11 protein-coding genes are annotated in these 13,145 nt (G+C 70.0%); 4 read left to right on the top strand and 7 right to left on the bottom strand.

Annotation, left to right across the window (positions count from 1 at the left end; genetic code table 11):
- Positions 1 to 9: 9 nt before the first annotated feature.
- On the top strand, positions 10 to 1,332 hold the full coding sequence (locus tag ACIRON_RS00130; protein WP_402987317.1) for a hypothetical protein: 1,323 nt from the start codon (positions 10 to 12) through the stop codon (positions 1,330 to 1,332).
- A complete protein-coding gene (locus ACIRON_RS00125; RefSeq protein WP_402987314.1) occupies positions 1,329 to 2,222 on the top strand; it encodes an Abi-alpha family protein in 894 nt (297 codons plus the stop codon). Before ACIRON_RS00130 ends, ACIRON_RS00125 begins: the two co-directional genes overlap by 4 nt.
- Here ACIRON_RS00125 and ACIRON_RS00120 read toward each other — a convergent pair.
- Positions 2,191 to 3,054 (bottom strand): DUF692 domain-containing protein, encoded by an 864-nt coding sequence (locus ACIRON_RS00120; RefSeq protein WP_402987311.1) that lies wholly within the window; start codon positions 3,052 to 3,054, stop codon positions 2,191 to 2,193. The two genes, ACIRON_RS00125 and ACIRON_RS00120, sit on opposite strands and share 32 nt — an antisense overlap.
- Before the next feature lie 124 nt (positions 3,055 to 3,178).
- Between ACIRON_RS00120 and ACIRON_RS00115 the strand changes: the two genes are divergently transcribed.
- Positions 3,179 to 5,452, top strand: coding sequence for a transglycosylase domain-containing protein (locus tag ACIRON_RS00115; protein ID WP_402987308.1), 2,274 nt, complete (start codon positions 3,179 to 3,181; stop codon positions 5,450 to 5,452).
- Between the two features lie 92 nt (positions 5,453 to 5,544).
- Here ACIRON_RS00115 and ACIRON_RS00110 read toward each other — a convergent pair whose 3' ends face one another.
- The 6 genes from ACIRON_RS00110 to ACIRON_RS00085 form a co-directional block, all read right to left on the bottom strand.
- Positions 5,545 to 6,393 carry a GTP-binding protein LepA gene (locus ACIRON_RS00110; protein WP_402987305.1) on the bottom strand — a complete coding sequence of 283 codons (849 nt, stop codon included), beginning with the start codon at positions 6,391 to 6,393 and terminating at the stop codon, positions 5,545 to 5,547.
- A 200-nt stretch (positions 6,394 to 6,593) separates the two neighbouring features.
- Positions 6,594 to 7,808 carry a lytic transglycosylase domain-containing protein gene (locus ACIRON_RS00105; protein ID WP_402987302.1) on the bottom strand — a complete coding sequence of 405 codons (1,215 nt, stop codon included), beginning with the start codon at positions 7,806 to 7,808 and terminating at the stop codon, positions 6,594 to 6,596.
- Positions 7,809 to 7,922: 114 nt separating this feature from the next.
- Positions 7,923 to 8,933 carry an HAD family hydrolase gene (locus ACIRON_RS00100; protein ID WP_402987300.1) on the bottom strand — a complete coding sequence of 337 codons (1,011 nt, stop codon included), beginning with the start codon at positions 8,931 to 8,933 and terminating at the stop codon, positions 7,923 to 7,925.
- A gap of 13 nt (positions 8,934 to 8,946) precedes the next feature.
- Entirely contained in the window at positions 8,947 to 10,164 is a 1,218-nt protein-coding gene (locus ACIRON_RS00095; protein WP_402987297.1) for a PucR family transcriptional regulator, read from the bottom strand.
- A gap of 192 nt (positions 10,165 to 10,356) precedes the next feature.
- Complete coding sequence (locus tag ACIRON_RS00090; protein ID WP_402987294.1) at positions 10,357 to 11,007, bottom strand: hypothetical protein; 651 nt, start codon at positions 11,005 to 11,007, stop codon at positions 10,357 to 10,359.
- A 95-nt stretch (positions 11,008 to 11,102) separates the two neighbouring features.
- Entirely contained in the window at positions 11,103 to 11,774 is a 672-nt protein-coding gene (locus ACIRON_RS00085) for a hypothetical protein (RefSeq protein WP_402987291.1), read from the bottom strand.
- Between the two features lie 293 nt (positions 11,775 to 12,067).
- Here ACIRON_RS00085 and ACIRON_RS00080 point away from each other — a divergent pair, with 293 nt between their 5' ends.
- A complete protein-coding gene (locus ACIRON_RS00080; RefSeq protein ID WP_402987288.1) occupies positions 12,068 to 13,126 on the top strand; it encodes a hypothetical protein in 1,059 nt (352 codons plus the stop codon).
- Positions 13,127 to 13,145 lie beyond the last annotated feature (19 nt).

Genomic DNA, 13,145 nt, shown 5'->3' with positions numbered 1-13,145 from the left:
GGAGCTCGGATGTCGCCGGAGTGGCAGGACTCGCTGGTCAGCTGGTTCGAGGACTGGGCTGCCCACGTCCACTGGCTCTCGCTGATCACCATCCCGATCTTCACCGGGGTGATCGGCTGGCTGATCAACTGGTCGGGCCTCTACATGCTCTTCTCCCCGCTCACGTTCAAGGGGTTCCGGGTGCCGGGCCTGCGCGAGCTGACCAGGGTGCTGCCGCACAAGCTGCAGGAGGTCCCGGGCTTCGCCCAGGGCGGGCTCGGCTGGCAGGGCATCATCCCCGCCCGGGCCGCGAAGATGGGCTCGATCGCCGTCGACAAGGCGATCGCCAAGCTCGGCACGCCGAGCGACTTCTACCAGCAGCTCGGTCCCTCGGAGATCGCCACGCACATCGTGGAGACCTTCCGCCCGGAGGTGCCCGAGCTGGTCGACCAGATCATGATGCGCGAGCACCCGCGGCTCTGGCGCGACCTGCCGCGGGCGGTCAAGGACGCGATCGCCGTCCGGGTGCAGGCGCAGCTGCCCTCGATCGTCCACAAGGTCACCGACGACATCGGCGTACACATCGACCAGCTGCTCGACCCGAAGCTGATGGTCATCGACCACTTCCGCAAGAACCCCGCCCTGGTGGTCAGGATCTTCCGCGATTTCGGCCAGCGCGAGCTCAATCTGATGGTCGCCTTCGGTTTCATCTTCGGCTTCCTGCTCGGCATCCCGGTGGCACTGGTCGACCAGACCTTCCACGTGTGGTGGCTGCTTCCTGTCCTCGGCGTGGTCGTCGGCTGGGTGACCAACCTGCTCGGCATGTGGCTGATCTTCGAGCCCGCGGAGCCGCGGCGCATCCTGGGGATCAAGGTCCAGGGCCTCTTCCCGCGCCGCCAGGAGCAGGCCGCCGAGGTCTACGCCGACATCATCGCCACCGACGTGATCACCCTCGAGCGCATCGGCGACTTCCTGCTCGACGGCCCTCGCGGCGACGCGACCCGCAAGCTGCTGATCAACGCGCTGATGCCCGCCGTGGACAAGGCGGCCGGGCCCTACCGGGGCGCGGTGCGGATAGCGCTCGGCTCGGAGCGGTTCGACCGGATCAGCACCTCGGTCGCCAACGAGGCGGCGGATCGTACGCTGGTGCCGTTCCGCGATCCCGGCTTCAGCCGTCACCAGGCGGACAAGATCCGGGACCTGGTCGCGCGGCGCACCAAGGAGCTTCCGCCCGGCGACTTCGTGGACATGATGAGGTCAGCGATCAAGGAGGACGAATGGATGCTCTACGCCCACGGCGCGATCATGGGACTCGCGGGCGGCTTCCTGCACCTTCTAATCTTTCCGACATGAGTCTCCTGGGCAAGGTCATCCCGACCGCCTCCGCCGTGGCCGGCACCGCTCCCGGTCTGGCGAGGGTGGCCGCGGGGGCTGCCTGGCACACCGCCGGGTGGGGGCTGCGCACCTCCGGCCGTGCCGGGATCCGGGTCGCCCGGGCCATGGTCGACCAGGACGTACGCGTGGGGCTGGTGCGGGAGACGGCCGAGGCCGTGGGCATCGTCGCCGGCACCGCGGCCCGGATCATCCTGCCCAGCTCGAACCAGGTGATGGAGCTCTCCGACGCCGACTACGAGGCCGCCGGCCGCGATGTCGTGCTTGCCCGCACGCGAGAGGCCGAGGCGTCCGAGGACTCCCTGCCGGTGCTGCGCCGACGAGGGGCCGATCTGCTCGACCGGTCCCGCGACGTATGGGCCGATGAGCAGGGGCACCCGGCGTACGCCCGGATCCTCGACGAGCTCGCGCCCGACGAGGCGCGGATGCTGCTCTACCTGCTCCAGGCCGGGCCTCAGCCCTCGGTGGACATCCGCACCGGTGGGCCGGCAGGCCTCGTCGGCAGCACGATGATCGCGCCGGGTCTCAACATGATCGCCGGGCGCAGCGGCGTGCGCTACCCGGACCGGGTCCCGGCCTATCTCAACAACCTGTTCCGGCTCGGGCTGGTGTGGTTCTCCAAGGAGCCGCTGCCCGACCCGTTGGAGTACCAGGTCCTCGAGGCCCAGCCCGACGTGCTCGAGGCGCTGCACTCGGTGAAGTTCGCCAAGATCGTGCGCCGCTCGGTCCACCTGACGCCGTTCGGTGAGGCGTTCGGTCGCACCACGCTCGTGGACGAGGGCTCGGCCGAGTCGGTCTACCCGGAGCACCAGGCTCCGGTCACCGGCGGGGCGGACCTGCCGAAGGCGTAGCGACCGCCTCGGCGAGCCTCGTGAACTCGGGGTCGACGGTCTGCGGTGACACGTCCGCGTCGCGTTCGAGCATGATCCCGGGGAGCTCTCGCCCGGCGTACGCCTCGACCGCGGTCGCGAGCAGCGACAGCACCGGCGTCGGCATCGGGTGGGCGTGGGTGTCGATGTAGATCCCCTCGCGCTCGGTGCCGCCGGCGACGTGCATGTAGGCGACCGCGTCGAGTGGGAAGCGGGCCAGGTCGGCGACGGGGTCGGAACCGCGGGCGACCGCGGAGGCGTAGAGGTTGGCGACATCGAGGACGAGGCGTACGCCGGTGCGCTCGACGAGCTCGGTGAGGAAGTCGGGCTCGCTGATGGTGTCCTCGGGCCAGGTGAAGGTGGCGGCGATGTTCTCGACCGCGAGCGGCACCGGCAGCTGGTCCTGTGCGATCCGGACGTTGTCGACCAGCACGTCGAGCGAGTCCTTCGTGCGCGGCGGCGGCAGCAGGTGGCCAGCTTCCAGCACGTCGCCGTGCAGCGGGTCCGGCGAGTCGCTCGCCCGCACGAACGCGACGTGCTCGGAGACGAACGGGCTGTCCAGGGCCTCGGCGAGCTCGGCCAGCAGGGTGAGGCGGTCCGTCGCGGGGCGGTCGGCGCCGGCCAGGCCGAGGGTGACCCCGTGGGCGATGACCGGGACGCCGAGATCCCGGACAGCCTGCGGGACCTGCGCCGGCGCGGTGTTCTCCGCGACCACCTCGGTGAACCCGAGACGGCCGGAGGCGGCGTACGTCTGGAGGAGCTCGGCGATCGCGGGACGCCATGCCACGGCGATGCCGGAGACCGAGGGATTCACAGGGTGAAGTGTGGCGCATCGAACGCGGCCGGTGTGGGGCCTTCCGGTATCGTGAACACCTGTTCTCCGATCTTTCAGCAACCCTCGCCGGTCCTGGCCCGAGGCCCGGGTAGGAGCCCCCAACTTGGCCCGCACAGTCGTTCGTTCCCTGCCCTTCCATCGCGTCGTGATGCGGTTCGCGGCTCTCATCGGCGTCGCCGCGGTGACGGGTCTGGTCGCCTCGGGTATGGCGATCCCGTTCGTCCACCTGACCGGTGTCGCGGCCAAGTCCGGCGCCGAGGCGATGGATGATCTGCCCCTCGACATCGACATGGGCGAGCTGTCGCAGACGACGCGCATCCTGGACGTACACGGCAAGGTGATCACCACCCTCTACGACCAGAACCGGTCCTACAAAGCGCTCGACCAGATCTCGCCCAACATGCCGAAGGCGCTGCTCGCGATCGAGGACAGCCGCTTCTACGAGCACGGGGCGATGGACCTCAAGGGCACGCTGCGGGCGCTGCTGCGCAACTCGGCCTCCGAGTCGGGTTCGGTGCAGGGTGGTTCGTCGATCACCCAGCAGCTGGTCAAGACGACCCTCGTCTACGGGGCCGACACCGACGAGGAGCGGGCCGCGGCGACCGAGAAGTCCACGGCCCGCAAGGTCCGCGAGCTCCGCTATGCGATCTGGCTCGAGGAGAACCACGACAAGGACTGGATCCTCGAGCGCTACCTCAACGCGGCCTACTTCGGTGACTCCGCCTACGGGGTCCAGGCGGCCGCGAAGCACTACTTCGGCGTCGACGCCGCCGACCTGACCTGGGGGCAGGCCTCGATGCTGGCCGGGATGGTGAAGAACCCGACCGGCTACGACCCCACCGACTACCCCGACGCCACGGTGGCCCGCCGCAACCTGGTGCTCGAGCGGCTGGCCCAGGTCGGCGACCTGCCGCGGGCCGACGCCGAGAAGCTCAAGGAGAGCGAGCTCGGCCTCAACGTCCAGGACAGCCGCAACGGCTGCTTCGGCTCCTCGGCCGAGTTCTTCTGCGACTACGCGCTGCAGTGGCTGCTCGCCGACGAGTCGCTGGGCGAGACCGAGGCCGAGCGCTGGCGGCTGCTGCAGACCGGCGGACTGACCATCAGGACGACCCTGGACTCCAGCTTCCAGAAGGCGGCGCAGAAGTCGGTGAGCCGTCGCGTCTCGCCGACCGACAACGCGGTCGGTGCCCTGGCGATGGTCGAGCCCGGCACCGGCAACGTCAAGGCGCTCGCGCAGTCGCGGCCGATGGGGGAGAACCGTCGCAAGGGTGAGTCCTACCTGAACTACCTGGTGCCGAAGGAGTACGGCGACGCCAACGGCTTCCAGGCCGGCTCGACGTTCAAGGTCTTCGTCGGCGCCGCGGCGATCGAGAAGGGCTTCCCGCTCCGGCAGGAGATCAAGTCGCCGGAGAAGAAGAACTTCAACCAGGCCTCCTTCGCCAACTGTCCCGGCTCCGGCCGCTACAGCTCCAACCCCTACCCGGTCGGCAACTCGACCACGTCGGGCAACAAGAACCTCTACACCGGCACCCGGGAGTCGGTGAACACCTTCTACGTCCAGCTCGAGCAGTTCACGGGCGTCTGCGCGCCCTACACGCTGGCGAAGAAGATGGGCGTCAAGCTGACTGACCCCGCCCACGAGCGCTACCCGTCGTTCACCCTCGGTCCCATCGACGTCAGCCCGCTCGAGATGGCCGAGGCGTACGCGACCTTCGGTGCCCGCGGCAAGCACTGCGACTCGCGCCCGGTGACCGAGATCGTCGGTCCTGACGGGAAGACGATGAAGGAGTACGCGGCCTCGTGCGAGCAGGTGATGCGTACGGGCACGGCTGATGCGATGAACGACATCCTCCGCGGCGTGCTGCAGCCCGGTGGGTTCGGGCAGAAGCTCGCGCTGAGCGTGCCGTCCGCCGGCAAGACCGGGACCACCAACAGCAACCGCGCGGTGTGGTTCAACGGCTACACGCCCAAGCTCGCGACCGCCTCGATGATCGCCGGCGCGAACTACGAGGGGAAGTGGGTCACCCTCAACGGGCAGCGCCTGCGTGGTGGCTACGTCGCCTCGGCCTCGGGCTCGACCGTCGCCGGCCCGATGTGGGCCGACGCGATGCGGGCGATCGACGGCAAGCTCGGCTCCGCGGGCTTCGTACGTCCCGGCGCCAGCGTCGTCAACGGCAAGGGCGTCAAGATCCCGAAGGTCGAGGGACTCTCGGTCAGTAAGGCCACCGCCCGGCTCAAGGCCGCCGGCTTCAAGCCGGTCGTCGGCAAGCGGGTCAAGTCGCGCTGGAAGAAGGGCACGGTCGTCGGCACGGTTCCCGGCAGTCGCGCGATCAAGGGCGCGACGGTCGAGATGCTGGTGTCGAAGTGGCGGGGGTAAGGCGGCCACTGGTGGGGTAGTCCGGTAGCGAACTGCCCAAATACCCGCCAGTAATAGGCAGTTCGCTACCGGACTACCCTTTCGGCGAGCGTTCAGGCCGTCCGCGCCCGAGCTGCTTCGACGGCGTCGCGGAAGGCGCGGGTGACGTAGTCGGGGACGGGGAGGCCGCGGTCGCGGGCCCAGAGGAGCTCCTGCTCGACCCTGGCCACATCGGCCGCGAGGTCGCGACCTTCGTGATCGACTCCCAAGGTCTCCATGACGTCGCCGAAGTCGGCCAGCTGAGAGACGTTGTTGACCCCGACGGGGGCGAAGGAGATCCGGCGCATGCGCCGGACCAGCCACTTCTGCCAGGCGGCGAGGGTGGCCCAGTGGGCGCGGGCGGAGAGCTGGTAGAAGGCGTAGTGGCCAGGCTCCTGGCGCTTGATCGGCGCGATGACGGTGTCGGCGACGGCGTGCTCGCCGGTCTCGATGACGCCGTCGTGGAGCAGGTTGTAGGCGATCACCGCGGAGCGTTCGGTAGCCATGCCGGTCAGGTAGTAGAGCATCCGGCAGACGTCCTGGAACGGCTCCAGGTGAGCCAGCAGACCGAGCACCTTCAGCTTCAGGCCGACGTGGTCGAGGTCGGTGGCCGCCGGCGGGCGTCCGAGGACCTGCTGGAGGCGGTCGAGGATCAGGCCGTGCTGGATCTCCTGCGGCTGCCACACCTCGGCGTAGAACTGCTTGTCGACCTCGGGCGGGTTGGGGAGCATGGTCGAGATCTCGAGTACGTTGCGGTCGACCTCGAGCTCGACCCGCGCCATGTAGTCGAGGACGTGGCCGAAGCGGGCACCGAAGCCGACCGGGTCGTTCACGGTGAAGTCGACCGAGTCCATCGGGATCGGTGGGTGCTCCTCGCCGAGGCGGGCGACATGAGCAACGAGACGGTCGGTATCGGTCGGCATCGAGGCGGCTCCTGGTGGGGGAGTCAAGCAACGCCTCCAGTGTGCCCGCACTGCGCGGCCTTGTAACGCGATTTAGCCCAACCGAGGGGTGTTGGCCTCGACACTTTTCGCGCAGCGGCTCGACCAGCGGGGGAGAGAGCGATGGTCGAGAGGGGTGCGCGGGGTGGGCGTGCCGAGGCCAACACGGTCGGGGCCGAGTCTCAGGATGCGCTCGCGGATGCCTCCGCGCCGGTGGACTCGGTGGCCGTCTCGGTCGCAGCTGGGGTCTCCGACGGCGTTTCGGTCGGCTCCTCGGTCGGTGTTTCCGGCGGTGTCTCGGTCGGGATCTCAGTAGGCGTTTCCGTGGGCGTCTCGGTCGGGGTCTCGGTCGGGGTCTCGGTGGGTGTCTCGGTCGGTGTCTCGGTGGGGGAGCCGCTCGGATCCGGATCCGAGGTAGGCGAGGGGACGACGGATCCGTCATCGCCGGGGGAGGGCGAGGGGGAGGAGGGCGTGGTCGAGCCGCCGCCGGGCGTACCTGTGTCTGTCCCGCCCGAGGAACCACGCCGGGGCGGCTGGGCGCTGGGCGAGGCGCCGGTGAGCGGCTCAAGGTCGGAGGCGGAGGTGACCGGGATCTGCGCGGCCGGAAGGACGACATCGGTCGGCGCCTCGAACGTCCCGAGCCGATAGCCGTTGGCGATCTGCAGGACCGCCGAGACGTACGCCTCGCTGTGGTTGTAGCGCAGCACCGCCGAGCGCTGCCCGGCCTCGGTGGACAGGTCGGCGGATCCGGAGCACAGGTAGACCGCGGCGGCGAGCGCGGCGTCGTCGACGTCCTGCGGGTCGCGGCGCCCGTCCCCGTCGGCGTCGACCCCGACATCGGACCAGGTCGAGGGGATGAACTGCATCGGCCCGACCGCGCGGTCGTAGACGAGGTCGCGGTCATAGGCGCCGCCGTCGGTGTCGAGGATGCGTGCGGTCCCGGCGGCGCCGGTGAGAGGTACGCCGAAGATCCCAGGCGTCGCGACCCCGGAGGGTGACAGCGTGTTACCCCCGGCACGGCCGTGGTCGGACTCGACCCGCCCGATGGCGGCGATCAGCGACCAGTCGAGATGACACCCGGGGTCGGCGTCGGCCAGCACCGTCGCGGCCCGCTGGTAGGCGGAGAGCGCGGTCTCGGGGATGACGCCGGCGGCCGCGTCGGCGGCGAACCCGGCGGGCTTGGCCGCGAGGGGGCTGACCTTGGGGATGGGCTTGACCGCGGAGACGCTCACCGGCGGCAGCAGCTCCTGGGTCGGCACCTCGACCGGCACCTGACGCACGCTGGCCGTGGCGTCGACGGGCCGGCCCTCCTGGATCGCATGGATCGTCCAGGCGGCGGTCACGGCGGCGACGGGCAGCGCAGCCGCCTTGAAAAGCAGACCGGGTCGTGGGGTCATCCTCGGTCACATCCTCGGGTCGGGCGGGGTGGGTCGATGTCACCGATCCAGCCATCATGTGAGCCCCGCCACAACGAGCTGAGCGCGATCCGGGCCGAGAATCACCGAAACTACTCACGCACGTGACAAGTTTCCGGACCTCGCCACCGGGATCGCCGCGGCCACTGCCGCGGTCACCACGCAGAGCAGCGCGCACCCCGCGGCGAGCAGGACCGAGCCGGCGCCCAGGATCGCCGCCACCGCTCCGACCACCGCCGGCACCAGTGCGACGGGCCCGGCCCAGCGACGAGCCAGGACGACCCCGCGCGCGAGCGAGATCAGCTCGGCGACGCGCCTCAGGTCGAGATCCGTCAGCCGTACGCCGGAGCTCCCGCCCACGGCCAGGTCGGCCGCTGCCTGGGCCTCGGCGTCCTCCGGGCGAGAGCTCACGAAGGCCACCACCCGCCCCTGCTCCTGCAGCTCGGCGACGAGCCGCTCCCGCTTCTCGGGGGCGATCTCGGGATGCCATCGCTCGATCCCGCAGGTCTCGGCCAGCTCCTCGGTCTCGCGGGAGCCGTCGTCGGAGACCAGCACCGGTGTCATCCCGGCGGACGTCAGCCGTGTCACCGACGCCCCGGCGTCCTCGCGCGGCTCGTCGCCGACCACGAGATAGCCCAGCGGCCGCCCGTCGAGCTCGACGCCGAGGACGGTGCCGCGGTCGGTGCGGTCGGCCATGCCGACCCAGGAGGGCCGCCCGACGCGTACGGGATGCCGGTCCACCGACCCTCGCACCCCCGATCCGGGAACGACGCCGAAGTCGGTGACCCTGCCGCGCGGCGAGAGCCGGGCGACCGCGCGGGCGAGCGGGCCCTCGGCCTCGTGCTCCAGCGCGCCCGCGAACCAGCGCAGGTTGCGCAGGTGGTCGGGATCGAGCGGGTCGACGGTGGTCACCACGAGCCGCCCGGTGGTCACCGTTCCCCACCGGTCGAGCACCACCGCGTCGACCCGGGCGGCGACCGCCCACGAGGACCGGGGCACCGACTCGATCCCGCGCCGGCGACCGGACCAGCCCGCGACGACGCGAGGAAACCCCAGCCCCAGGACGTACGCCGCGACAGCACCGGCCACGAGGACGAACATCTCCATGAGTGGCTCCGGGTCAGCCGGTCTGCTGCTGGTAGCGGTCGAAGTCGCTCTGGTCGCCGGCGACCCACAGCGGCACGCTCGCCTTGAGGAGCAGCAGGAGCTGGGTCACGAACTCGGGGTCGCGCAGGGACTCCCCGAAGAGCTCGTTGATCCGCTTCCAGCGGTAGCGGATGGTCTGCGGGTGCACGCCGAGGACCGCCGCGATCGCCGGCGCGCTCTCCCGGGTCTCGAGCCAGACCAGCAGGGTCTCGGTGAGGATCTCGCGGGAGTTGGCCGACTCGGCCAGCAGCGGTTCGAGCAGCTCCTGGGCGAGCTGGCGGCGCATCACCGGCTCGGCGTGCAGCCAGATCTCGGTGCGGTAGGCGAGGCAGTCGATGACCGGCTTGGCCGGGATCACCCGGGCGTTGACCAGCGCCAGGGCGCGGTTGGCCCAGCGCCAGGCGGCGGGTACGTCCTCGGGTGGCACCGGCCAGCAGATCGAGACCCGCGCCTTCGGCGCTGCCGCCCGGACCCGCTTGGTCACCGTCTCGGCGTCGTGAGGAGGGCACATCACCACCTGGGTCGGCTCGCGGCGACGGGTGAGGGCGGTGGCGGAGAGGGCGTCGGAGAGGATCCGCTCGCCATCACGCAGCTCGACCGCCATCACGGTCACCTTCTCCGGCAGCGCCCAGTCGCCCAGTGCTGCCTGCACCTCGATCTCGTCGGCGGAGGCCCCCGACAGCATCCGGTCGATCAGCCGCGCCCGGGCGACGTCGTTGTCCTGGTCGCGCGCCTCGGTGCCGGCCTCGAAGCCCTTGCCGACCTGCGAGGTCAGGTGCTCGACGTACGTCGTCATCATCTCGTTGAGCGCGTTGAGCGCCGCAGCGGAGAGCTCGTTCTCGACCGCCCGGCGGCGCAGCTCGTCCCAGAGCTCGGTGGTGGCCATGTGGATGCCCTGGTCGACGATGGCCCGGTCCTGGCCCAGCGCGGCGACCTTGAAGCCGACCTTGCGGAAGTGGTCGTCGATCGCGATGTAGGGCGCCGAACGTCCGAGACCCAGGTCGATGAAATGCGACATCGCGCCGTGCACGGCGGTGAAGATGAGCTCCTCGAAACCCTCGGTCTCGGCCGGCAGCCCCTCGCGCAGGTGGCCGGTGATCTTGCGCGCGATCGGCCGCACCTCGCCCTCGAGGCTCTTCAGCATCCACACGGCGGAACCAGGAAGTCCGGGGGACTGGTGGGTCTGCGTCATCTCGTGCTCCGTCGCACGTCAAACTCCTTCGTCCAACATGCCCGAGAAGGTATCGACCACCATGGCACGTCTTTGCCGAGCGTGCCCCCGAAATTCGGTACGCCCGTGCCGTTGAGCGGCCGAAAGGGCGAAGCCCGCCGGGTGGCCGTGTGGCCGCCCGGCGGACTGTGAACATGGTTCAGTCGCGGATCACTACGGGATGACCTGACCGTTGCTGAGTGCGAAGCTCAGGGTGTTGCCGTCCCCGGGGACCAGCAGGTTGATCAGCCAGGTGTTGAGGCCGCAGTTCTCGAAGTCGCCGATGTCGTACGTCCCGGCGACATTTCCACCGGAGAACAGCTGGAACCGCTCGTCGGCCGGAGTGGCCAGGTTGATCGCCACCGGGTCGATGGTGCGGCACTTCGATCCGGTGAAGGTCGGGAACCCGGCGATGTCGATGTTCGAGAGGCGGATGTCGTACGACGTGCTCGCCTGGACCACGTGGCCGCCGCCCTCGGGGTGCGGGGTCAGGGTCCCCGAGACCGGCGTCACCGGCTCGAAGGAGACGTCGGCGGTCACGGGGATGAATCCGGCGACCTTGAACGCCGAGCGGCTGCCGGGCAGCTCCATCGACCCGGTGAAGGCGCCGGTGCTCATGTCGACCGAGCTGATGAGCTGGGTCGGCCCGAGGGCGACAGTCGAGTCCGTGCTGGCGATGTGGGTGCTGCCCGAGGCGTCGTAGCCGAACGTCAGCGTCGCGGCCTGTGCGGAGGTGGCGCTCAGCATGATGAGCGCTGCGGTGGCGCCGATGGCCGCAACCGGACTCCATCGGCGAAGCGACGACCTGCGGAGGATGGTTCTCATGATGTGTCCTTTGGATGGTCGAGATGCTGGATATACGGGCGGAAGTGGCGCACCGGAGAGGGATGGTGCGCCACTTCCGATATGGGTGGTGAGGATCAGCCGGTGATGTCGATCGCGCCACCGCTGGTGGCGACCTCGAAGGTGCCGGAGAAGCTGGCGGGGTCGCCGTCGCTGATGAGGCCGCTGCAGGTGGACCCGCCGCCGGCGACCGAGATGGTAAGCGTGTCGCCGGTGCCCAGGCCGTCCTCGGCCACGACCAGATCCTGGTTCACCTCATCGAAGTGGCCATCGGCCACTCCGGAGACGGTGAAGGCGCACCCGGCCTCGTCGTTGGTCGCGTAGACGTAGGCGCCCACCTCGGAGATGTTGCCCTCGACCGCGCTGTCCGCGGCCGGCGGACCTGTCACCGTGGTGTCGGTGACGTTGAGCGCCCACTGGCCGACGTGCTCGACGGTCATGTCGAGTCCGAGGGGCCCGGTGCAGTCGGTCCAGGTGCTGTCCGCGATCGTGGCGACCTCGGCTCCCGACTGTCCGGGCCCTCCGTGCACGAGGCCGGTCGCGACGGACTGCTGGCAGTCCATCTCGACGTCGAGGAAAGCGCCGTGCGCGACGAAGTCGATCGGCGAGGCAGTTCCGGTGAACGAGTAGTCCGTGTCGGCGCTGCTGCCACCGACGAGCACGTCGTAGGGCGGCGCCGCCATGGCGGGGGCGGCGAAGGCGAGGCTGGAGAGCGCCGCGGTGGCGACGCCGAACTTCATGAGCTTCATTGATCCTCCTGAGATGGGTGCGGACCCGCTCATTGAGGCGTGGCGTACGGCCGCACGTCGACAGGAACCGGGAAGTTTTCGTCGTCGGCGGCCGGAATCTGTGGCTCAGCCACAATCGAGGCTCTATCGACCGCGGTTCCGCCGCGGCTGCGTCCCGACAGGGTGATCGGAGCTGTACGGGGAGCAGCGGCCGACGACGAAACTTGTCACGCACGTCACAAGTTCGTGGGTCCTGCTCGAGGTGGGTGCCTGGACCGGTTGCCGCCGGCGAGGTGCTGCGTGACAGTCATGCCATGACGAGACGATGGCGAGTCCGGCTGGCTCAGGCGGTCGCGCTCGGGGCGTTGATCGGTGTGGTGTCGGCCCTGCCCGGGCAGGGCGCCGACGGACCCCATCCGGGACACCCGCCGTTGCCTGCGACCGGGCCGGGGGAGGAGTGGATCGCGGCCGGGTGGTGGTCGGGTGCCACCCAGTCGGGAGCGTCCGACGTCTCGCGCCAGCGACAGTGGGTACGCACTGGTGACGTGCTGATGACGGCGGCCGCACCGCTGTGGGGCGAGAACCATCGCACCGCGCCTGCGAACCCGGCGACGGACTTCCCGGTGCTCGACGACCCGGAGACGTTCGCCCGTGACTGTCCTGACGCCTACAAGCAGTGTTTCGTCGCGGGATCGATGGTCAACCTGGTCTCGCCACCGGGCTCTGCCCACAACTACGGCACCTCGCCGGCGATCATCGTGCGCACCATCGCCTTCGGAGCGGTGCCGGTCGAGGCGACCATCCGGCTCGAGCAGGAGCGGACCGCCGACGGCAGTCCCGAGTCGATCATCTTGAGGAGCAGCGAGATCGTTCTCTTCCGCCCCGGGAGCAACGCGAGCGGAGTGAGCAAGTACTACGACTCGACTCTCGATCAGGGGCTCTACGTCCGGGTCGAGAACGTGGAGATCGACGGGCGTCGGGTGAGTTTCGTCGGTGACTGTCGGACGGCGGAGCCCGCCAGGCTCCGGGTCCGTGGGAAAGGCTTCCGTGGAGACGACCCGAACGTGGGTGACCCGCTGTGGACGTCGGGCCACTTCGCTGCCGGAGAGGGGGGTCTGCTCGAGGGGACCCTGGACGTCGGCGCCTTCGGCGGGTGCCGTACGACCACCGGGGACGACCTGGCGCCGCTTCTGACGGCAACGGTCTCCGGGCCCGGCAACTCTGTCGAGATCAACACGACCGGCCCCACGGGCTGCAAGCCCCTGAACATTCCCAGCGGCTCGACGGCCGCGCCCGGGACGACGATCGACCAGTGGCGAGAGGCCGGCTGCACGATTCCGCCCGCGCCTGAGGTGCCGGGCACCGACGAGTGACCTCGCCGTCCGGGGGAAT

The organism is Nocardioides sp. NPDC101246 (assembly GCF_044767415.1).
Taxonomy (GTDB): Bacteria; Actinomycetota; Actinomycetes; order Propionibacteriales; family Nocardioidaceae; genus Nocardioides.
Note: the sequence above shows the minus strand (reverse complement) of the source record. Positions and strands in the feature narration are given on the sequence as shown.